This window comes from Ruegeria sp. HKCCA4812, assembly GCF_013034245.1.
Classification (GTDB): domain Bacteria; phylum Pseudomonadota; class Alphaproteobacteria; order Rhodobacterales; family Rhodobacteraceae; genus Ruegeria.
Map to the genome: position 1 here is coordinate 351,242 of NZ_WQFQ01000001.1, position 20,952 is coordinate 372,193.

Here is a 20,952-nt window from a genome sequence, read left to right on the forward strand (position 1 = left end):
AACCCGACTGTCATAGGGTGCGCCGGAATGACGATCAAGCCGTATGGACAATGTGAATTGGAGACCCCGATGAATGATGAAAAAGACTGGTATGGACCTGAGTCTGCGACATTCGGGGACCGTTTGGCAGGCGCGCGCGAAGCGGCCGGAATGACCCAGGCAGAGCTGGCGCGCCGCCTTGGCGTCAAGAAGACGACGATTGTCGATTGGGAAAACGATCTGTCCGAGCCGCGTGCGAACCGGTTGTCGATGATGGCGGGGCTGGTCAATGTCTCGATCATGTGGCTGCTGACCGGTGAGGGCGATGGCATGGATGCCCCGGTGGAAGAGGGCGAAGGTGGAATGGAACTGTCGACCGCGGTGGCCGAACTGCGCGCCATCCGAGGAGAGATGCGGGTTTGCGCTGAACGTGCGGCGCGACTGGAAAAGAAAATGCGTCTGATGCTGGAGCAGAAGAATTGAGTGAACCCCGGGACGTACGCATCAAGCGAATGAAAATGCGATCCATGCGGCGCGGGATCAAAGAGATGGACATCATTCTGTCCGCTTATGCCGATCGCAACCTGGCCGATATGGATGCCGCCGGGCTGGATGTCTTTGACGCGCTGCTGCACGAAAACGATCAGGACCTTTATCAATGGGTCACAGGTCAGGTGCAGCCGCCGGCGCAGTTTGCCAGTCTGATTTCAAACATCGCGCAGACCTTTCAAAAATAAGAAAAAACCGGCTTAACCGATTTTTCGGACTTTCAGGTCATCGTGTCTCAAACAGCACGATTGAATCGGAGGGTCGGATGAGTATCGAAATGCAGGTCTCCGGGCTGGGAGCCAAGGGGTTCATGACCAGCTATCTTGAGGCGCTGGCCCTAGTGGAGCGGCTGCACCGGTTGCTGCTGGATGTCATCAAGGATGAATTCGAGCGCGTCGGCGTGCTGGAAATCAACGCGGTTCAGGCGTTGCTGCTGTTCAATATCGGCGATCACGAAGTGACGGCAGGTGAGCTGAAAAGCCGCGGCTACTATCAGGGCAGCAATGTCAGCTACAACCTCAAGAAGCTGGTTGAGATGGGGTATATGCACCACCAGAGATGCGAGATTGACCGCCGCTCTGTCCGCGTACGTCTGACACCACGAGGCAGGGAAATCCGCAATATCGTGTCCGACCTGTTTGCGCGTCACGCCGAAGGATTGCAAAGCAGGGGCGTGTTGGAGTTGGAAGGTATCGAAGACATCACCACGTCACTGCGCCGGGTGGAGCGATATTGGACCGACCAGATCCGATACATCTACTGACCGGGGTTGTGTGTCGCGCAGAACCAAAACCGTCCTGCACTGATGCACAGGCCTGGCGGCCTTGTTCAAATGCCGGTCCAGAGAACAGGCCCGCAAAAGCAGCACTCAGGCGCGGATTTATTGCGGGTCTTCATCAAGCGCACCAATCTGCAAACCGCTCAATTCCCGTTTCAGCTTTTTCCGCATGGCCCGTTCGAAATCTTCGAACCCCTGAGCAACCTCCAAAAAGGCACCGGGACCATGCAGGACGTTGTTTTCAAAAAACGGGATCAGAAAAAGTTCGCCTTCAAAATCCGCCGCGTTGATCACGAGGCCATTGACCACCACATTCTGGAACGCGAAGTGACGATAGGCTATTTGCGGCCCATAGCCATCGTTGTTTGAACCATCTCCGGACAGGTCAATCGTTTGAAACAAGCAGTCGGGTGCCTGGTTCATCAAGGTAGACCCGTAAGCCAGGGCATAGCCCATGGCGGTCGCTGATCCGGAATCTGATCTCACAGAGGCACTTATCTGACCGGAGGCGAAAAGCAGGTCGGCAACATCTTCTATCAGCAACCAATTCAAAATGACGTGCTGCGTGGAGCGACCGCTCCATTCGTAAACAGCCAAAGCAACCGGCATAGGAGAGGAGAAAAAGGCCTCCTGCACTTCGGGTGCGATCAGCGCAGCCGCCAAACCCTGCCGTTGCAGCAAGTCCTCGGCCTCATCGACCGACACTGAAATGTCCATGGCCAATGCAAGGGCCAGACGACACGTCTCGGCCTTGATCGGGCTGGCCAGCACGGCCAACCCAAGCGTTATGACCCACCGGATCACCAGTGGCCAACGCTTTCCATGCTGGCCCAGGGTTCCTTCGGCTCCAGAGCATCGCCGTTTTGCAAAAGCTCGATCGAGATATTGTCGGGTGAGCGTACAAAGGCCATGCGACCGTCACGCGGAGGGCGATTGATCGTGACACCATTGTCCTGAAGGTGCTGGCAAACCTCGTAGATGTTGTCGACGCCGTATGCAAGGTGACCGAAATGGCGGCTGTCGCTGGGAAGGCCGTCATCACCGTCCCAGTTGTAGGTCAGCTCGATCGGCGCATCCTCCTGCCCCGGAGGGGCCATGAAAATCAGTGAAAATCGCCCGGCTTCGCTGTCATAGCGGCGTGTTTCCTTCAGGCCCAGAAGCTTGTAAAACGCCATGGATTTTTCCAAATCCTTCACGCGGACCATGGTGTGAAGATATGTCAGCGCCATTTTGCTCATCCTTTTCGACTCAGTTTGCAAAGAGCTTAGCGCGCCGACCTAGTGTGTCGAGACCGCTGGGTCTGGCGAACTGAATTTTGCGTGGGTTGCGGCATATATCGCGGTTTCGATGTTGCGGTTGGCGAGATATAGTAGGGGGCGACTCATTGCCAGAAAGGAAAACTTGATGCCGCTGTCCGCTGACCAACAGGCCGAGATCGAAGCGCAACGTGCCCAATCGCATCCCACTCGTCGCGTCGTTTCAGCGGGAATGGAAGATCACCTGTACACCGCGCATCAGGTTCTGGATCACGGCTTTGTCCGCGTGATTGATTATATGGGCGATGATGCGGCCATCTGTCAGGCCGCGCGTGTGTCTTATGGCAAGGGAACCAAATCGGTTCAGAATGACGAAGGTCTGATCCGGTACCTGATGCGGCACTGGCATTCGACCCCTTTCGAAATGTGCGAGGTCAAACTGCATGTGAAGCTGCCGGTCTTCGTGGCGCGGCAATGGATTCGGCACCGTACGGCCAATGTAAATGAATACTCGGCACGGTATTCGATTCTGGATCGTGAGTTCTATATTCCCGCACCCGAACATGTGGCCGCCCAATCAGAGGTGAACAATCAAGGCCGTGGATCCGCCCTGGAAGGCGAAGAGGCCGCGCGTGTTCTTGACATCCTCAAGGCCGACAGCGCCCGGTGCTATGACAATTACGAGTCGATGATCAGCCAGGACGGGCAGCAGGGGCTGGCACGTGAACTGGCCCGGATGAACCTGCCCGCAAACATCTATACGCAGTGGTATTGGAAGGTCGACCTGCACAACCTGTTCCATTTTCTGCGGCTGCGCGCTGACCCTCATGCTCAATATGAAATCCGCGTTTACGCTGATACGATGTGCAAGATTGTCGCCGACTGGGTGCCCTTTGCCTATAAAGCGTTCGAGGATTACCGTCTTGGGGCCGTCAACCTGTCGGCTCAGATGGTTGAAAGCCTGCGCCGTATGCTGGCGGGTGAGGACGTCACGCAGGAAAGCTCGGGCATGACGGCTCGGGAGTGGCGCGAATTCGAAGAGATCATTCGCAAATAGTATTCGAATTGCCGGGCGCTAATTTCTTTGGATTGTCGTGCCAAGCGGCCCATCGCCTAAGCAGTGTGTGGGCTTTTGCGACGCATGCACGATGACCTGAAACCGGAACGAAGGGCGTCGCAACGTGCCAGCGTCGCCCCGAGCACACAATGAAGCCTGGGAAATCCGGTTTGCGGGCGGGGCGGTGATCTGGTCGCAGGAACCCGGGGTATCCGACACCACTGCAACGGATATACACCATCGACGCCGCGTAAATGAACAATCCGCGCGCGGGTAATGGAACAGGCCCGGTAGGGGGTGGTTGACGGCCGGAAATTGGCCGCCATCCTTAATGGATCCATCCCGCGATCAGCGGGGATGTCGTTACAACGGCTTCAATTCCGCAGCCATTTGTCGGCCGTCGCGTCCGTCCTGCAACTCGTACGAGACTTTCTGATTGTCTGCGAGTCCGGTGAGGCCGGACCGTTCTACGGCCGAGATATGTACAAACACATCTTTGCCCCCTTCATCAGGGGCAATAAAACCATAACCTTTAGTGGTATTGAACCATTTCACGGTGCCGGTTGGCATGTCCCGTGTCTCCTTCTACTTGCGCATTGTCCCACAAATTGGTGGGGGCTGTGGTCAGCGTCACCACAAAAAAAGACTGTTTGGCACTTTCTGAACAGTCCGTTTCGTGTGTTTCGCCTTTTTCAACATTGCACGGTGAAGTAAAAAATCAAGAATAACCGCCTGAAACTGGCAAGTTTGCCAAAAATGCAATCAAATGCAGGAGCAGTAAAAACATGCGCCTTTATGGATTGAAAACCTGTGACACCTGTCGCAAAGCATTGAAAACATTGCCAGACGCAGAGTTCGTGGATGTCCGCAGCGACGGCATGCCGGATGCTGTGCTGTCGCAGGCTCTTGCTGACTTCGGCGACGCTTTGCTCAACACCAGGTCAACGACATGGCGCGGATTGGACGACAACCAGCGCGCGAAAGCACCTTTGGAGCTTTTGAAACAGCATCCCACCCTGATGAAGCGCCCGTTGTTCGAGAAAGGCGGAGAGCTGTTTCTTGGCTGGACTGCGGAAACACGCGCGCAGCTTGGTATTTCTTAAGGAATGCTTATGTGCCTGCAAGCAACAGTGAGGACGTTAAATGCGTAATGCCGCCATGATCTTGGGCGTTATTGCCGGGCTGATCGGGATGATCGTCGGGTTTTTCGGGTATGCGAAGGTGGTTGTCATCGATCACGTCGGCGAGATAGACGGCGTTCTGAGGCAGGTGGACAACCCTGACGTGATTCAGGCTGTTTCAATCATTGCGCCTTTGTTGGCCATTGCCGGGGGCGCGATGGCGCCCGCGCTCGCCCTTGTTGCAGGGATCCTGCTGCTGATTTCAGCGGCGGCGATGTATTACGCATTCGGATTTGGTGTGTTCACCATGTTCCCGATCGCGTTTGCCGGGGTTGCCGGGGTGCTTGGGCTGGCAGCAGGTAAGCCGGACCAGCCCAAAGCGCATTTCTAGGTCATTTCAGACGCAGGATCCGATCAAGTGAGATGGGGCCTGCACCGTTGATTACGATCACCAGCATCAAGAACGTCCACATCGTGCGCTGATCCATAATGGATGGCGCCGCGTCGAACAGGCTGCCCAGTTTCACGCCATGGCCGGTGACATCGACCAGGGTCTGCACCCAGATGAAACCGATCATACCCAAGGCCGCCAGGCGGGTGAACAGACCGACCAGCAGCAGCGCGGGAAGGACGAATTCTGCGATCGTGCCAAAGAAAATGACGACCCGTTGAAAGAACGTCATTTGGGATACGTCGTAAAGGACGGCTTCGGCGGCTTTGGGGAAAATCTGACCGAAGGCACCGGCCGAAGGTGAAAAGATCGAGCCGTCGATCTTCAGCATCGCCGAGTTCCAGTAATAGACCAGAAGAACCGCGACAAAGACCAGTCGCGCCAGCGTGGGTGTAAGCCAGTTGGACGCCAGGTCCACCTTTCCCAGAACATTGTTGTGAAGTGAGATCAGGGCAGTCATGTCTCCAGCCTTTCGATAGTCACAGAAGTTATTGCACCGCCCTGCAAAAGCAGTGCCAGAGTGGTTCCAAGGTCAAATTCCGGCTGCGCCGCAGCGGTTTTTTCAAATGCTTCGCCGATCATGTCGCCGCCTTGCATATGGGTGATCCAATCGGCGCCGCCGGCGGGCAGCAACTGGGCAACCGGGTCGAATTCCGGGCGTGTGATCAAAACATCCTCGGCGCGCGCATCGGGTTTCGGCGCGTCGGTTTCGGTGTTGAAACGCCAGATCGCGTGAATGGGCCAGTCCGAGCGTACCACCCGCATGGCCGGGGCCAAACGCAGCCGGGCTCGCATGACCTGTTCGGGGTCTACGGCCAGCGCGTCTGCCGGGGCGGGTTGGCTGTCGGCGGCGTGGTACGACTTGCGCAACGCAAGTTCCAGCCGCGCCACATCCGGCAGGTAACCAAGATGGGAAAGCTGCTGCATTTCGGCCAGAAATTCGGGAAAGGCTTCACCGTAGAACATCATCAGCGGTGATGATGGCGGGTGCTGGCGCAGAAATATCCCGGCCAGCCCGTCCATGTTCTGTGGCCCTAGCAACTTGGTGATGACTGGAAACGCCTGATGCATCGCCTCGGTCAAGGACACGGCGACATTGTTGCGATAGACGCTGAAACGACGACCGGCTGGCTGCGCCTGGGCGTCCAGCAAACCTTCGGGGACAGGGGCTGACGCATCCATCATGGCCGCGCGAAATTCGGATTGCGAAACGCTCATGCCGGGGTCCGTTCAAGGGCGGTCTGCGCGCGAACGGCCTCTTCTCGCAAAATGGACCAGTCCGGTACGTCGGTGTCCCACTCGATCAGGACGGGTTTCGGCCCCGTACGTTCCAGCACGTAATCCAACAGCGCCCAGACCGGATCGACGACTTCACGCCCGTGGCTGTCGATCAGCAGCGGGTGGCCGTGATCGTCTTCATCCTCGTCATGACCTCCAAGGTGGATTTCCCCCACTTTTTCCAGTGGATAGGCATCGATGTAACCCTGAGGAGAAAAGTCCAGATTGGTGGCAGAGACAAAGACGTTATTGACATCCAGCAACAAGCCACATCCGGTGCGACGTGCAATTTCGCGCAGAAAGTCCGGCTCGGAGCAGGTGCTTTCTTCAAAAGCCAAATAGCTTGAGGGGTTTTCCAACAGCATCTGCCGTCCGACGGTGTCCTGAACCTGATCGATATGATCGCAAACGCGCGTCAGTGTTGTGTCGGTATAGGGCAGGGGCAGCAGGTCGTTGTAGAAATGGGTGTCATGAGTGGACCAGGCCAGGTGTTCGGAAAAGCTGGCGGGATTCAGCCAGCCTACCAGATGTTTCAGCCGGGCCAGGTGATCATAGTCCAGCGCGCCTTCGCCGCCGATGGACAGGCCAACGCCATGGACCGAGATCGGGAATTGTTCGGAAAGGTGGCGCAGCTGCGCCAGAGGCCGCCCGCCGTCGCCCATGTAGTTCTCGGCATGGATTTCCAACCATGCGACGGGCTGTGCGTGTTCAAGAATCTGAGCGAAGTGTTGCGGCTTGTAACCAACGCCCGGAGCTGCGGGCAGGCGGTTCGACCTGTGGGCATCATCCAACATGGGCCAGTTCCTTGATCACGAAAGGGAAGGGGCGGGCGATGGTGCCCGCCCCCTGAATTCGTCAGGCCGTTCTTATGCCGGCAGGTCGCGATCCTGAGCTTCCAGTGAGCCTTTGCGCGGGGTGCCGTCTGCCTGTGCGGGCAGTTCGATATCCGCGCAGGTGCCTGCATCAACCAGGGTCCATGCGTTGCCCTGATAATCAACGGTCGAGGTGCCCGCGCAGGTGGTGCCGGGGCCCGCGGCGCAGTCGTTCTGACCGGCCAGCGATACGCCATAGCATTTTTCCTTTGCCTGAGCGGATGCAGTGGTTGCGGCGCCCGATACGGCGGCTGCGACTGCGGTTGCGATAACCAGGGACTTGGCTGTGTTCGACATCTCGGTAATCCTCTTGATGACTGGGTATGTCTGCTTGTGACAATGACAAAGGTAGTAGCTTGATAGACAGAGTTGAATTCACGAGCCCGTGTCTCACAAGCACGTCAAAGGGCGGCTTGCCCTCTTGCAGCGTAATGCATTGTTTTTGATGAAGAAAGAGCGAAGTGTTTCAGTCTGGCCCCAATTCGGGGGCCAGATTCCCAGCAATATGCTGCCGATTGTTACAGCAAATCCGGCGGGGTGGCTGCCTGCGACAGCTCGTTTGTTACAACGTCAAGCGGTTGGACCTGCGTCTGTTTTTCGCCCAGACGCCGGACACTGACGGTGCGGTCTTCAACTTCGCGATGGCCGACGGCCAGAATGACCGGAACTTTGCCGACCGAGTGTTCACGAACCTTGTAGTTGATCTTTTCGTTGCGAATGTCGGCTTCGGCCCGCACACCGGCGGCGCGCAGCGTTTCGACCACTTCGGCGACATAGGCATCCGCATCGGAGGTAATGGACGCAACCACGACCTGACGCGGCGCAAGCCAGAAGGGCAGCTTGCCGGCGTGTTCTTCGATCAGGATACCGATGAAACGCTCGAACGAGCCCAGCGTCGCTCGATGCAGCATGACGGGGCGGTGCTTGCCGCCGTCAGCGCCGATATAGGTGGCATCAAGGCGTTCGGGCAGCACGAAGTCAACCTGGTGCGTGCCGCATTGCCAATCGCGACCGATCGCATCCGTCAAAACAAATTCCAGCTTGGGACCATAAAAGGCGCCTTCACCGGGGTTGAGCTCCGGCTCGATCCCGGCAGCACGTGTCGCGCTGAGCAACGCGGCTTCGGCCTTGTCCCAGACTTCATCCGACCCCGACCGTTTCTCGGGGCGATCCGAGAATTTGACCGAGAAGTTCTCGAATCCCAGATCCTTGTAGATCCGGGACAGGAACCGGATGAACTCTGCGGTTTCTGACTCGATCTGGTCTTCGGTGCAGAAGATGTGCCCATCGTCCTGGGTAAAGCCGCGCACACGCATGATACCGTGCAGCGCACCTGACGGCTCATAGCGGTTGCAAGACCCGAACTCGGCCATGCGCAGCGGCAGGTCGCGATAGGATTTCAGGCCCTGATTGAAAATCTGCACATGGCAGGGGCAGTTCATCGGCTTGAGCGCGTTGATCGCCTTTTCGCGGGCATGTTCCTCGTCCACTTCGACGATGAACATGTTTTCCTGATACTTGTCCCAATGGCCGGATGCTTCCCACAGTTTGCGGTCCACAACCTGCGGCGTGTTGACCTCGACATAGCCGCCGTTGCGCTGCTGACGGCGCATGTAGTCCTGCAACTGGGTGTAGATCGTCCAGCCGTTGGGGTGCCAGAAAATCTGGCCGGGGGCCTCTTCCTGCATGTGGAACAGGTCCATCTCGCGGCCCAGCTTGCGGTGGTCGCGCTTGGCGGCCTCTTCCAGCATATGCAGGTGCGCTTTCAGCTTCTCCTTTCCGGTGAAGGCCACACCATAGATACGCTGCAACATCGCACGGTCGCTGTCGCCACGCCAATAGGCGCCGGCGATGGACATCAGCTTGAACGCATCCCCCGGAACCTGCCCGGTATGTTGCAGGTGCGGACCTCGGCACAGATCCTGCCAGTGCCCGTGCCAGTACATGCGCAGCGGCTCGTTGCCGGGAATAGCCTCGATCAGCTCGACCTTGTAGGGCTCGTTGTTGGCCTTGTAGAACTCGATCGCCCGCTCGCGGTCCCAGACCTCGGTGGTGACGGGATCACGCTTGTTGATGATCTCTTTCATCTTTTTCTCGATGAGGCCGAGATCTTCCGGCGTGAACGGCTCTTCGCGGTCGAAGTCATAATACCAGCCGTTTTCGATGACAGGGCCGATGGTGACCTTGGTGGCGGGCCAGATCTCCTGAACCGCGCGCGCCATGATATGGGCCAGATCGTGGCGGATCAGCTCATTGGCCTGGGCCTCATCCTTCATGGTGTGGATGGCGATCTGCGCGTCGGATTCGATGGGCCATTGCAGGTCCCAGTGCTGGCCGTCAACGGTGGCCGAGATGGCCTTTTTGGCCAGCGAGGTTGAGATGTCGGCAGCCACCTGCGCGGGCGTGACGCCTGCGGCGTAGGTGCGTGCATTGCCATCGGGAAAGGTGAGAGAGACGGATTGAGAATCCAGGGCCATATCGGCTCTCCTCGTCGGTTTGGCGCCCACTGAACGCCCGGTTGCGGGTTATGTGTGTTCGGCCCATGTGGCAGGTGCAACAATTACTGTCAAGTGTCGCAAGGTGCGTAGCTGACGCAACGGGAAATCGAATTCCGGAATTGCGACCATCGTGCTGCCGTGCATGATGTTGCCTAACGAGAAAGAGGATTTCATGGCAGCGACGGATTTTCTGGAGACGCCGCAGGGGCGGCGACTGGCTTATCACAAGACCGAAGGGGCAGGACCGACCATCGTTTTTCTGGGCGGGCTCAAATCGGACATGGAAGGCACCAAGGCCGTGCATCTGGAAGCCTGGGCACAGGCGCGGGGGCAATCGTTCTTGCGGTTCGATTATTCCGGCCACGGCGAAAGCTCGGGCGCGTTCACCGAGGGCTGTATCGGTGACTGGCATCAGGACACATTGGCTGCGGTAAAGGCATTGACGGACGGACCTTTGATCGTGGTTGGCTCATCAATGGGGGGATGGCAGGCATTGCTGCTGGCCAAAGTCATGCCCGAGCGAATTGCAGGCATGGTGACAATCGCCGCCGCGCCGGATTTCACCGATGACGGGTATTGGGCTTCGTTCAGCGACGAACAAAAAGCTGCGCTGGACACTGTCGGCCATGTCGAGCTGCCGTCCGACTATATGGAACCCTATATCATCACCAAGCGCATGATCGAAGACGGACGCCAGAATTTGGTTCTGCGGGGCGCACTGGATCTGCCGTTCCCGGTTCGTTTCCTGCAAGGCACCGCAGACACGGCAGTTTCGACCGAAACAGCCGTGCGGCTGCTGGAACATGCTGCGGGCCCTGACATGCGGCTGCTGTTGGTCAAGGGGGCCGATCATCGCTTCTCGGACGAGAAGTGCCTGCGTCTGATCAAGACCGCGGTTCTTGACGTGTTGGGAGAAGCCTGATGCGGCGCTTTGGTTGGTTTCTGGGGCGCGCTCTTCTGGCGCTGGTTGTTCTTGGCGGCCTGGTCTTCTGGTTCGGCCCGCGCGAGGAAGTGAACCTGCACCCGACCTTTGACTCTCGAAAATTTGGTGAAGGTGTTCAGGTTTATTTTGAAAGCACCGAGTCCGCCTATGATGACATCGTTCCGGGTGTCGAAAAGCGCGTGATCTGGCAGGACGGATACAAGGAACAGCGCACGCCGTATTCTGTTCTGTACATCCACGGTTTTTCAGCAAGTTCCGAGGAAATCCGCCCCGTTCCTGATCTGGTGGCTGACGCTTTGGGCGCCAATCTGGTCTACACCCGGCTGCAAGGTCACGGTCGGGATGGGCCGGCAATGGCCGAGGGTACGGCCTCGGGCTGGATGCAGGATACCGCCGAAGGGCTGGCAGCAGCGCGTGCGGTCGGGGAAAAGGTGATCGTCATCTCCACATCGACCGGAGGAACGCTGGCGGCGGCCGCTGCGTTGGATGCAGACCTCAGCCAGGATGTGGTCGGCATGGTTTTTGTCTCGCCGAACTTTGGTGTGAATACCGTCGCGGCGTGGGTGCCTTCGTTGCCTTGGGCAAGAAGTTGGCTGCCCGTTCTCATGGGGCAAGAACGCGATGTGTCAGGGCCGGACCCAGAGAAGAACAGGTACTGGACGTCGGTCTACCCGTGGGAAGCCGTCGTGCCGATGTCCGTGCTGGTTGATACGGTCTATGCGCTGGATTTCTCTGACGCCCGGATACCCGCCTTGTTCTGGTTTTCGGATGATGATCAGGTTGTGCGGCCGGACCGGACGCACAAGGTTGCCGAGGCCTGGGGCGCTCCGGCAACGGTCAGGCTGGTGACGATGGGGCCGGGTGACGATCCGTCTTCACATGTTATCGCGGGGCGGTTGATGTCGCCGGGTCAAACCGATGCCGCCGTTGCTGGCATTCTGGAGTGGCTGAAGGGCTTGGGGGTGGAATAAACCCTGATTGATTGGATAAAAAGGATGCAAGATGCGTAAGCCGGGTAGCATGTGGAGCCTTGAGACCCTGGGTCGTGTCCGCTTGTCCCGGCACTTCTTCATGCGCGATTTTCTGTATTCGGAAATCGGCAACTTCCACCAAAAGCAGAATATTCCGGACAACCCGGATCTGGCGATCGAAACAGGCCGCGCGTTTTGCGAAACCCTTCTTGATCCATTGGAAGAGACATTTGGCCGGGTCGCGGTCAGGTCGGGTTATCGTTCATCGTCCTTGAACCGGTTTGGCAATGAGAACAAGCTGAACTGCGCCCGAAACGATCACCCGCTGGAATGCCATATCTGGGATCGCGGGGAAGGGGATGCGCGGATCGCCGGGGCTTCCATCGTTATCCCGTGGTTCGCGGATCAATATGCGCAGGGCCGGGATTGGCGGGATATGGCGTGGTGGATGCACGATCATCTGGAGTATTCCGAAATCTGGTTCTTCCCCAAGCTCTGCGCGTTCAACCTTGTGTGGCGGCCCAGGCCGCATCGCCGGATCGACAGCTATATTGCTCCGCGTGGGTGTCTGTTGAGGCCCGGCGCTGAACCCGGTGAAGACCTTGCGGCCCGGCAATCCCGTTACGCCGATTTCCCGGCATTTCGCGCCATCGCCTACCCGTGAAGTTTTCCTTGCCCGGCTGTGGCAAAACTCTCATCCTGACAACAACTGGACGGACTCGGAAAACCGAGCAGATGGAGCCCCCGCGTGAACGAACCACTGGTGTTGTTGCCTGGGTTGATGTGTGATGCCCGGCTGTTTCGACCTCAGATCGAGGTGTTGTGACGGTCACGGCCTATCACTGTTGCACCCGTTTCCGGAGGCGAGCGCATTGAAGAGATCGCCTCGGGGCTGTTGGATCAGCTGCCACATCGGTTTGCATTGGCGGGCCTGAGCATGGGCGGTGTTGTGGGGCTGGAACTGATCCGGCGGGCACCGGAACGGGTGACGCGCCTGTGCCTGATGTCGACGGATGCACAGGCGGACACACCTCAGATCGCGGCCAGTCGCGAGGATCTGATCATCGGGGCCCTGGGTGGGCGGCTGGAAGAGGTCATGCGCCAACTGGTCGGGACGGATACTTTGGCGCCGGGGCCCAGGCGAATCCCGATTCTGAATGATCTTTTGGCAATGGCGAATGATCTGGGCGCCGAAGCTTTTGTGCGCCAAATGCGTGCCTTGCAGCGCCGACCCGACCAACAGGGATCGTTGCGCCGCATCAAAGTCCCCACTTTGATCATGTGCGGTGCCCATGACACGCTTATCCCGGTCAGACGGCATTCTTTCATGTCTGACCTGATACCGGAGGCCGCGTTGGAGATCGTTGAAAATGCCGGACATCTTCTGCCGCTTGAAGCGCCCGATGCCGTGAACAAAGCCTTGGAAACCTGGCTGAATATCCCGCAAAGGTTTGTCTAGGGGCAAAGCGCCGCGCGTTCGTCTTTCGAAATGACATTCGGTACGACCGCAGGATCGCCGGTCTCGGGGTCGAAAAACGGCGTTTTCTTCCACCGTCCTGACAGGCGCGATAGCAGGGCGCGGCGCAAAAGGCCAAAAGCCGCAAACCTGACCTTTTCGTGTTTTTGTTTTCCATCGGGTCGAGGGACAAACCCACGGGTCGTGACCGGCCCCAATGCGGAAACATCACCGGTCATCCTGCCGACGATAAACCCTGCAAAGGGCAAACGTGCAGTCTGTGGCGTCGTCGCCAGCGGGGCGTTGCAGCAGCTGGCATACCATCGCAGCATACCATTTGGGCTGAGCTTCATGGCGGAAAGGAATTGGCCTCCGGCGGTGATTTCGATTTCATCCGGTGCCATCTGGAAGATGTCGACCGGGCCTGGGGCCGGGTCGGGCTGCCCGAAATACAGCTGCGCCGCGCGGCAGTCATGACAAAAACACTCGACATGGGTTCCAAGCCGAACGCCCCGGTCCGAGATTTGACCCTTCAACTGGCCGCAACTGCACGAAAAGGCGAGGCCACCATGTGCCGGCCCGCCCATGTTCATCAGGCGACCTTGTTGGTGTTCGCTGCGCGGCGAGGTTTCTTGCGGCTGTTTTCATTCATGAAATCAATCACAAGCGGGCGAATGTTGTCGCGCCAGCTGCGGCCCGCGAAAATGCCATAGTGGCCCGCTCCGGGTTCTACGTGGCTGGCCTTTTTGCTGTCTGGCAAGCCGGTGCACAGGTCCAGGGCAGCAATACATTGACCGGGCGCCGAGATATCATCATTCGCACCTTCGACCGATTTCACGGCAACATCGGTGATCTTGCCGATATCCACCTTGTGGCCGGCGACAACAAATTCGTTGCGTGCGATCTCGCGGTTTTTGAACACGCGTTCGACCGTCGACAGATAGAACTCGGCCGTCATGTCCATCACCGCAAGATATTCGTCATAGAAACGGTTATGGGCATCCAGGTCCGAGGCTTCGTTGCGGATAACACGCTGAATCTGATCGGAAAACGCCTTGGAGTGGCGATCGGCGTTCATCGACATGAACGAGGCCAGTTGCAGCAGGCCGGGATAGACCATACGCCCGACACCTTTGTACTTGAATCCGACGCGTTGAATCATGGTTTCTTCCAGCTGACCCATCGTCACACGGCGTCCAAAGTCGGTGACGTCGGTCGGGGTCGCGTCCGGGTCCACCGGCCCGCCAATCAGTGTCAGAGTGCTGGGTTGAGCCTTGGGTTCGACCTCGGCCAGATAGGCGGTGGCCGCCAGTGTCAGCGGGGCGGGCTGACAAACCGCGACGACATGCGTGTCCGGCCCCAGTTCCTTCATGAAATCTACAAGGTAGAGCGTGTAGTCTTCGACATCGAACTTGCCGGCAGACACAGGAATATCGCGCGCATTATGCCAATCGGTGATGTAAACTTCGCAATTGACCAGCAGGCTTTTGACGGTCGAGCGCAGCAGCGTGGCGTAGTGGCCGGACATGGGCGCAACCAGCAGGACCTTGCGCGGTTGTTCTTCCCGGCCGTTGACACGGAAGTGAACCAGATCGCCAAAGGGGCGTTCCAGAACTGTCGTGATCTCGACCAGATGGTCCTTTCCATCCTCGCAGGTGAAAGTTCGAATGCCCCAGTCAGGTTTGACGATCATTCGCTGGAAGGTTCGTTCGGTGACTTCGCCCCAGGCAGCCATCCAGCTGAACGCCGGGTTGGGTGTCATGGAAAACAGCGGGTAGGACGCCATCGCGCTTGCGGTTGCACCAAGCCACTGGTTGGTGTTACGCATGGACTCCATAAGGTCGTAGGTCATCATATAGCGCATAAATGGGGCCTCCTGAGTGTCATCCTGAGAGTTCGGACCATTCGTCGCTTTGCCCCCCAGCACCCACGACGTTATTCTGCATGGCAGCGAGGTTAGGGTGGAATTGTTAAAATGACAACAAGTGAAGACCAAATGCCGGACGTGTCCGAAGAACATATTGAACGCATTAAAGAAAATATGGAAAAGGTCGAGCAGCTCTCGAAGCGCCTGATTGAAATTATGGCGTCAAAAAAGTCGCACACCCCAGCGCTGGACGGCCCGAATCAAGAGCTTTTCGCACGAGCAGCAACGGCGTATTGGGCCGATGCATGGCAAAATCCCGCCAAACTGTTGGAGCAACAGATAGAATTCTGGGGCAAGTCGGTTCTCAACTTTGCCGAAGCGCAGAAAGCGCTGACAACGGGTGAGGTGGAAACCGAGGAAACCAAGCCCGGTGACAAGCGGTTCTCCAATCCCCTTTGGGAGACAAACCCTTATTTCCGACTGATCCGGCAGCAATACCTGACGAACGCGGAAGCGATCGCGCAGGCTGTCTCGTCGGTCGATGATTTGGATGCCAAGGACAAACGACGCCTACAGTATTTCTCGCAGCAGATCATCGACATGATGGCGCCCACGAATTTTCTGGCGACCAACCCGGATGCCCTGCAAAAAGCGGTCGAGACCGAAGGTCAGTCGCTGATAAAAGGGTTGGAGAACCTTGTTTCAGACCTCGAAGCCAATGATGGCGAGTTGGTCGTTAAACTGGCGGATGAAAGCGCGTTCGAGGTTGGTGGAAACCTGGCGACGACGCCGGGCGAGGTCATATATCGTAACCGCATGATGGAGCTGATCCAGTACAAGTCGGTGACTGAAACGGTTTATGAGACGCCCATCGTTCTGTTCCCGCCCTGGATCAACAAGTTCTATATTCTGGATCTGAAAGCCCAGAACAGCATGATCAAATGGATCACCGAACAGGGCTATACCCTGTTTGTCGTAAGCTGGGTGAACCCGGATGAAAGCTATGCCGAAACCGGCATGGAAGACTATATTCAGGACGGTTTCCTGACCGCAATCGAAACGGCCAAGAAGATCTGCAAGGTCAAAGAGGTCAACGCAGTGGGTTATTGCATCGCGGGCACGACGCTGAGCCTGACCTTGTCCTTGCTGAAACAGCGTGGCGACAAATCGGTCAAATCCGCAACGCTGTTCACGGCACTGACGGATTTTTCCGATCAGGGTGAGTTTACGCCATTCCTGCAAAACGACTTCATCGATGGAATCGAAGAGGAAGTAAAAAAGGAGGGCGTTCTGCGGTCGTGGATCATGGCGCGCACCATGTCGTTCCTGCGATCACGCGACCTGATTTATGGTCCGGCCATTCGCAGCTACATGATGGGGGAAGTGCCTCCGGCCTTTGATCTGCTCTACTGGAACGGCGATGGTGCAAACCTGCCAGCAAAAATGGCCGTGGAATATCTGCGAGGCCTCTGCCAGCGCAACGAGTTCGCAACCGACGGTTTCGAGTTGATGGGGCACAAGCTGAAACTCGAAGACGTGGATGTGCCGCTGATGGCCATAACCTGCGAAACCGACCACATCGCGGCATGGAAAGACTGTTACCGCGGCGTGCAGAAAATGGGCTCGCGGTCCAAAACCTTCGTGGTTTCAGAATCGGGTCATATTGCGGGCATCGTGAACCCGCCCAGCAAGAAGAAATATGGCCACTACACCAACCCGGATATGAAGTCGGACGCCAGCACCTGGCTGAAAGAAGCTGATTTTCACGAGGGGTCCTGGTGGCCCATGTGGGACGCGTGGTTGAAGAAGCGGTCCGGCAAGCAGGTTCCGGCCCGTGAGCCGGGTGATTCGAAGCACCCGAGCCTTGCATCCGCACCCGGGACTTATGTTGTGGCGAAACCAAACGCCTGATTTCATTTTGAAACTTAAAAATTCTGCGTCGCAGCAAGAAAAAACTTGCAATGCTGCGGTGCAGCAATCATATTGTCCTCAAGCTGATGAAACCCGGGGTGGGCCCGGACAGGCTAAAAGGATTAGGACAATGGCAAAGACCCAAGACTTTACCGCGATCATGAAAGACATGATGGGTGCATTTCCGGTGGACACCACCGCAATGGAAGGCGCATTCAAATCGACCGCTTCGCTGAACGAGAAGCTGTCGGGCGTTGCCCTGGACGCTGCTGAGAAATCGGCCGAGATCTCGAACAAATGGACCAAGGACACCCTGGCCAAGCTGAGCGAGATGTCGAAAGCCAAGGCAGAGCCTGCTGACTACGCAAAAGCCGCAACTGACTTCGCAAGCGCGTCGGCTGAAGTTGCAGCTGAAAACCTGGCGGCTTTCGCTGAAATCGCGAAAAAAGTTCAGACCGAAACCGTCGAGCTGCTGATGGCTGCCGGCAAAGACGCCGCGGAAGAAGCAACCGCTGCCGTCAAAAAAGCGACCAACGAGGTCACCACCGCAGCCAAGAAAGCTGCAGCTGCAAAGTAAGAAACGTCCGCGAAGCGCACCCAACCCTCCCATTAGGTGCAATCGCGTTGGGCAGGTCCATTGACCTGCCCTTTCTTTTTGTGCTGCACTCGCATAACCTGTGCTGCAACGCATCATCCTTGGGGAGGGAACCCGGTGTCGGACCAAGAAAAACCGCTGCTTATCAAGCGCTATGCCAGCCGTCGGCTGTATAATACCGAGACCAGCGATTACGTGACGCTCGAAGATATCGCGGGGTTCATCCGTGACGGGCGCGAAGTACAGATCATTGATCTGAAAACCGGCGATGACCTGACGCGCCAGTATCTTCTGCAAATCATTGCCGAACATGAAAGCCGGGGTGAAAACGTGCTGCCGGTGAATGTACTGAATGATCTGGTGCGTAGTTACATGCTGCCGGGCGGGGGGATGATGCCCCAGTTTCTGCAAAGCTCGTTCGAGATGCTGCGCGAAAGCCAAAACAAGATGATGGAAAACATGAGCGCGATGAATCCGATGTCTCAGATGCCGGGTTTTGACGCATTGCAGGCGCAGCAACAGGCTTTCCTGAAGGCGATGACCAGTGGGCTGTCCAGCGGATGGTCCAGCCCGGAAAAGGAAGAGGACAAGTCCGAACCGAAAGAGGATCTGGACGACATCAAGAAACAGCTGGCCGAGTTGCAGCAAAAACTGTCCAAGTTGAACTGATCCGTTCCGAACAAAGAAACAGGCCCGCATTGTGCGGGCCTTTCTTGTTCAAAGCGCCGTTGCTTTAAGTGCCATAAACCGGCATGGGGCCGGTCACTTCGCCAACCGATGCCAGCAGGATGTCTGCAATCACGTCCAGCTCTTCGCGGGTCAGGCGGACGGGCAGGCGCACGTCACAGGCCTTCATCAGCATGTCGCGCGTCTTGGGTAGGTCGAAACTTTCTGGCAGGAATTGCCAGTTCCAGAAGGCGCGGGCGTTGTCTTCGCTCAGACCAAAAACCTGAACCTTGATGCCGCGTGCCTCGGACGCTGCGGCAAAGGCGCGGATCTCATGTTCCTGCATTCCGACAAGATTGAACTGGATCGAATCCGGCGCACGCTGCTCGGGAGGCAGGGGGGCGGGAACCTCGATATGAGACGAGGTGTTCAGGCGACCAGCCACGTAATCATGGTTCGCCAGGCCATCGCGGACGCGGCGCGCCAGTTCCGGAAGTTGCGGACGGATCACCGCCGCGCTGAGGTTGCTCAGGCGAAGATTGTACAGCGGCAGCTTGTTCTGCCAGCGGGCAAAGGCCTCTTCCAGTTCGGGTGAATTGTCACCCTGAGGACCTTTGTGCTTCTTCCAATTGTGCTCATACGCGCCCGACATGATGACGGCCCGCGCTACAAGATCTGCATCATTCGTGATCAGGATGCCACCTTCGCCGGCATTGATCATCTTGTAGGATTGGAACGAGAAACATCCGACCTTTCCGATCGTACCGATATTGCGGCCATGCCATGTGGTGCCCAGCGAATGCGCGGCATCCTCGATCACCGGAATGTTTCGTGCGTCGCACAAGGCCATGATCGCATCCATGTCGGATGTATGCCCGCGCATGTGGCTGATGATGACTGCCTGAACGTTGTCCAGCTTGGCCTCGAAATCGGCCATGTCGATGCGATAGTTTTCACCCACTTCGCACAGAACCGGAATGCAGTCGGCATGGACAACCGAAGACGGCACGGCCGCGAAGGTGAAGCCGGGGATCAGAACACGCGCATCGCGAGGCAGGCCCAGTGCTTTGAGCGACAGAAACAGCGCGGCCGAACAGGACGACACCGCCAAGGCGTATTTCGTGCCCAACAGTTCCGCGAACTCGGCTTCCAGCAGGGCCACCAGGGCATCCTGCGGTGCGGTATAGCGGAACAGGTCACCTGACTGCATCAGGGCCTCGATCGCGTCCTTGGCGGCGGCAGGGATGGGTTCGGCGTCGTGAACGTTGGGGGGCAGCGTCATATTTGGAATTCCCGAATTCTATCTTTGGGAAAGATAAAGATAATCGGAAGGCAATCCAAGCCCTCAATCGCCGGGCAGGCGAAAATTCACCAATCTGTCGCAATTTACGTGGATCAGACCCCAAGCCGGTCGCGCAGTGCGAACCATGTCATGGCCAGCACCAGAAGCGGGCTGCGCAGGGCAGGGCCGCCGGGGAAAGACAGCGCGGGCACGCGTGCCATCGTGTCAAACCCTTCGGCCTGACCCTGAATCGCCATCGCCATGAGTTGTCCGGCATGGGTCGCAGTGCCGACACCGTGACCGGAATATCCCGAAGCCGAAAGAATATTGGGTGCGACACGGGCCAGATACGGCATCCGCCGCATGGTGATGGCCAGCGTTCCGCCCCAGGCATAGTCGATCTTCACATCCCGCAAATTCGGGAAAATCTCGGTCATGGGTTTGCGGACCTTGGCGGCGACATCTGATGGAAAGCGATAGCCATAGCTTTCGCCGCCTCCGAACAAGAGGCGGCCATCGGCGCTGAGGCGAAAATAGTTCACCACGAATTTCGTATCCGCAACCGCCACATCCCGGGTCAAAACCCGGGCGGTGTCCTCTCCAAGGGGTTCGGTGGCCGCAATGAAATTGTTGATGGGCATGACCCTGGCGGCGACGGAACGATTGAGGTCGCCCAGATACCCGTTGCAGGCCAGAATGACGTGCTCGGCCCGAACGTTGCCGTGAGCAGTTCGGATCACAGCCGTCTGGCCCTCGTCAATACCGGTCACTTCGGTGCTTTCATGGATGCGAACGCCCGCTTTGGCCGCGGCTTGCGCCAATCCCAACGCAAAGTTCAAAGGGTGCAGATGTGCCGCACCCATGTCCAGATACCCGCCCTTGTAAGCGGGTGATGGGCAAAGCGCGTGACCTGCGTTTTCGTCCAACAATTCGATCTGGTCATATCCGTACCGCTCAGAAAGATGGCCAGCGTGGTCATGCAGTTCTTTCTGCTCAGATCTGCTCAGGCCCAGGACGGCGATGCCGGGTTTCAGGTCACACGCGATCTGGTGTCTGGCGATCAGGGATTTGACCAGATCCTTGGCGTCTTCGGCCAAATCCCACAGCTTGGCGGCGTCAGCATCGCCAACAAGACGTTCGAGGTCTTCCTGATCCATCCGCTGCGCGCTGCCCAACTGGCCGCCGTTTCGGCCCGACGCGCCAAAGCCCGCGCGGTGCGCTTCAAGCAGCACGACGTCGAACCCGGCTTCGGCCAGATGAAGAGCCGCGGACAGCCCCGTATAACCGCCACCGACTACACATACATCCGCTTTGGTGTCTTCTGACAACGCAGGAAAGCGATCCATCGGATTTGCCGTCGCAGCATACCAGCTGTCTGGGTACTCACCTTTGCGGTCATTGGAATAGAGCAGGTTCACGGAA

Annotated in this window: 25 protein-coding genes; 13 read left to right on the forward strand and 12 right to left on the reverse strand. The window is 57.7% G+C overall.

Translation table 11 applies throughout. From position 1 onward, the window contains the following. The first annotated feature begins 69 nt into the window (after nt 1-69). From GOW04_RS01740 to GOW04_RS01750, 3 genes are all read left to right on the forward strand, one after another. Nucleotides 70-462 carry a helix-turn-helix domain-containing protein gene (locus GOW04_RS01740; protein ID WP_171115209.1) on the forward strand — a complete coding sequence of 131 codons (393 nt, stop codon included), beginning with the start codon at nt 70-72 and terminating at the stop codon, nt 460-462. Nucleotides 463-491: 29 nt separating this feature from the next. Further along, the gene (locus GOW04_RS01745) at nt 492-716 is read left to right on the forward strand and encodes a succinate dehydrogenase assembly factor 2 (protein ID WP_170344713.1); all 225 of its coding nucleotides are present in this window, start codon (nt 492-494) and stop codon (nt 714-716) included. Between the two features lie 77 nt (nt 717-793). Then, the gene (locus GOW04_RS01750; RefSeq protein WP_171231368.1) at nt 794-1,291 is read left to right on the forward strand and encodes a MarR family winged helix-turn-helix transcriptional regulator; all 498 of its coding nucleotides are present in this window, start codon (nt 794-796) and stop codon (nt 1,289-1,291) included. 117 nt (nt 1,292-1,408) lie between these two features. Here GOW04_RS01750 and GOW04_RS01755 read toward each other — a convergent pair whose 3' ends face one another. Further along, the gene (locus tag GOW04_RS01755; RefSeq protein WP_171231369.1) at nt 1,409-2,110 is read right to left on the reverse strand and encodes a DUF1194 domain-containing protein; all 702 of its coding nucleotides are present in this window, start codon (nt 2,108-2,110) and stop codon (nt 1,409-1,411) included. Then, nucleotides 2,107-2,535, reverse strand: coding sequence for a VOC family protein (locus GOW04_RS01760; RefSeq protein ID WP_170343834.1), 429 nt, complete (start codon nt 2,533-2,535; stop codon nt 2,107-2,109). Before GOW04_RS01760 ends, GOW04_RS01755 begins: the two co-directional genes overlap by 4 nt. A gap of 175 nt (nt 2,536-2,710) precedes the next feature. Here GOW04_RS01760 and thyX point away from each other — a divergent pair, with 175 nt between their 5' ends. Next, nucleotides 2,711-3,619: an FAD-dependent thymidylate synthase gene (gene thyX / locus GOW04_RS01765; RefSeq protein WP_152458489.1), complete on the forward strand. Its 909-nt coding sequence runs from the start codon at nt 2,711-2,713 to the stop codon at nt 3,617-3,619. A gap of 363 nt (nt 3,620-3,982) precedes the next feature. Here the strand turns inward: thyX and GOW04_RS01770 are convergent, their stop codons facing one another. Then, the gene (locus GOW04_RS01770; RefSeq protein WP_152458488.1) at nt 3,983-4,189 is read right to left on the reverse strand and encodes a cold-shock protein; all 207 of its coding nucleotides are present in this window, start codon (nt 4,187-4,189) and stop codon (nt 3,983-3,985) included. 215 nt (nt 4,190-4,404) lie between these two features. Between GOW04_RS01770 and GOW04_RS01775 the strand changes: the two genes are divergently transcribed. Then, entirely contained in the window at nt 4,405-4,722 is a 318-nt protein-coding gene (locus GOW04_RS01775; RefSeq protein ID WP_171231370.1) for an ArsC/Spx/MgsR family protein, read from the forward strand. A 40-nt stretch (nt 4,723-4,762) separates the two neighbouring features. Continuing rightward, nucleotides 4,763-5,131: a hypothetical protein gene (locus GOW04_RS01780; RefSeq protein ID WP_171231371.1), complete on the forward strand. Its 369-nt coding sequence runs from the start codon at nt 4,763-4,765 to the stop codon at nt 5,129-5,131. A gap of 1 nt (nt 5,132) precedes the next feature. Here GOW04_RS01780 and GOW04_RS01785 read toward each other — a convergent pair whose 3' ends face one another. The 5 genes from GOW04_RS01785 to thrS form a co-directional block, all read right to left on the reverse strand. Then, nucleotides 5,133-5,651 carry a DoxX family protein gene (locus GOW04_RS01785; protein WP_171231372.1) on the reverse strand — a complete coding sequence of 173 codons (519 nt, stop codon included), beginning with the start codon at nt 5,649-5,651 and terminating at the stop codon, nt 5,133-5,135. Beyond that, nucleotides 5,648-6,409, reverse strand: a complete 762-nt coding sequence (locus GOW04_RS01790; protein WP_171231373.1) for a DNA-binding domain-containing protein — start codon at nt 6,407-6,409, stop codon at nt 5,648-5,650. Before GOW04_RS01790 ends, GOW04_RS01785 begins: the two co-directional genes overlap by 4 nt. After that, nucleotides 6,406-7,263: a DUF692 family multinuclear iron-containing protein gene (locus tag GOW04_RS01795; RefSeq protein WP_171231374.1), complete on the reverse strand. Its 858-nt coding sequence runs from the start codon at nt 7,261-7,263 to the stop codon at nt 6,406-6,408. The genes GOW04_RS01790 and GOW04_RS01795 overlap by 4 nt, the downstream gene beginning before the upstream one ends. A gap of 72 nt (nt 7,264-7,335) precedes the next feature. Continuing rightward, the gene (locus tag GOW04_RS01800; RefSeq protein ID WP_170343841.1) at nt 7,336-7,638 is read right to left on the reverse strand and encodes a DUF2282 domain-containing protein; all 303 of its coding nucleotides are present in this window, start codon (nt 7,636-7,638) and stop codon (nt 7,336-7,338) included. A gap of 221 nt (nt 7,639-7,859) precedes the next feature. Continuing rightward, entirely contained in the window at nt 7,860-9,818 is a 1,959-nt protein-coding gene (gene thrS / locus GOW04_RS01805; RefSeq protein WP_171231375.1) for a threonine--tRNA ligase, read from the reverse strand. Between the two features lie 193 nt (nt 9,819-10,011). Here thrS and GOW04_RS01810 point away from each other — a divergent pair, with 193 nt between their 5' ends. The 4 genes from GOW04_RS01810 (at nt 10,012) to GOW04_RS01825 (ending at nt 13,212) form a co-directional block, all read left to right on the forward strand. After that, on the forward strand, nt 10,012-10,761 hold the full coding sequence (locus tag GOW04_RS01810) for an alpha/beta fold hydrolase (protein ID WP_171232018.1): 750 nt from the start codon (nt 10,012-10,014) through the stop codon (nt 10,759-10,761). Then, the gene (locus GOW04_RS01815; protein ID WP_171231376.1) at nt 10,761-11,753 is read left to right on the forward strand and encodes a carboxylesterase; all 993 of its coding nucleotides are present in this window, start codon (nt 10,761-10,763) and stop codon (nt 11,751-11,753) included. The genes GOW04_RS01810 and GOW04_RS01815 overlap by 1 nt, the downstream gene beginning before the upstream one ends. Nucleotides 11,754-11,802: 49 nt before the next feature. Further along, entirely contained in the window at nt 11,803-12,417 is a 615-nt protein-coding gene (locus tag GOW04_RS01820) for a hypothetical protein (RefSeq protein WP_171232019.1), read from the forward strand. Between the two features lie 216 nt (nt 12,418-12,633). Continuing rightward, the gene (locus tag GOW04_RS01825) at nt 12,634-13,212 is read left to right on the forward strand and encodes an alpha/beta fold hydrolase (protein ID WP_371814364.1); all 579 of its coding nucleotides are present in this window, start codon (nt 12,634-12,636) and stop codon (nt 13,210-13,212) included. Here GOW04_RS01825 and GOW04_RS01830 read toward each other — a convergent pair. Continuing rightward, nucleotides 13,209-13,802, reverse strand: a complete 594-nt coding sequence (locus GOW04_RS01830; protein WP_254430048.1) for a DUF6151 family protein — start codon at nt 13,800-13,802, stop codon at nt 13,209-13,211. The two genes, GOW04_RS01825 and GOW04_RS01830, sit on opposite strands and share 4 nt — an antisense overlap. Continuing rightward, nucleotides 13,802-15,073, reverse strand: coding sequence for a polyhydroxyalkanoate depolymerase (phaZ, locus tag GOW04_RS01835; RefSeq protein WP_152458477.1), 1,272 nt, complete (start codon nt 15,071-15,073; stop codon nt 13,802-13,804). The genes GOW04_RS01830 and phaZ overlap by 1 nt, the downstream gene beginning before the upstream one ends. Before the next feature lie 111 nt (nt 15,074-15,184). On the opposite strand from phaZ, the gene GOW04_RS01840 reads away from it, so the two are divergent. From GOW04_RS01840 to phaR, 3 genes are all read left to right on the forward strand, one after another. After that, nucleotides 15,185-16,987 (forward strand): alpha/beta hydrolase, encoded by a 1,803-nt coding sequence (locus GOW04_RS01840; RefSeq protein ID WP_171231377.1) that lies wholly within the window; start codon nt 15,185-15,187, stop codon nt 16,985-16,987. A gap of 130 nt (nt 16,988-17,117) precedes the next feature. Further along, a complete protein-coding gene (locus GOW04_RS01845; protein WP_152458475.1) occupies nt 17,118-17,564 on the forward strand; it encodes a phasin family protein in 447 nt (148 codons plus the stop codon). Nucleotides 17,565-17,699: 135 nt separating this feature from the next. Further along, nucleotides 17,700-18,251: a polyhydroxyalkanoate synthesis repressor PhaR gene (phaR, locus tag GOW04_RS01850; RefSeq protein ID WP_152458474.1), complete on the forward strand. Its 552-nt coding sequence runs from the start codon at nt 17,700-17,702 to the stop codon at nt 18,249-18,251. Between the two features lie 64 nt (nt 18,252-18,315). Here the strand turns inward: phaR and GOW04_RS01855 are convergent, their stop codons facing one another. Together GOW04_RS01855 and GOW04_RS01860 are read right to left on the reverse strand one after the other, a co-directional pair. Next, nucleotides 18,316-19,530 (reverse strand): DegT/DnrJ/EryC1/StrS aminotransferase family protein, encoded by a 1,215-nt coding sequence (locus tag GOW04_RS01855; protein ID WP_171231378.1) that lies wholly within the window; start codon nt 19,528-19,530, stop codon nt 18,316-18,318. Nucleotides 19,531-19,643: 113 nt separating this feature from the next. After that, on the reverse strand, nt 19,644-20,948 hold the full coding sequence (locus tag GOW04_RS01860; protein WP_171115233.1) for an FAD-binding oxidoreductase: 1,305 nt from the start codon (nt 20,946-20,948) through the stop codon (nt 19,644-19,646). Nucleotides 20,949-20,952 lie beyond the last annotated feature (4 nt).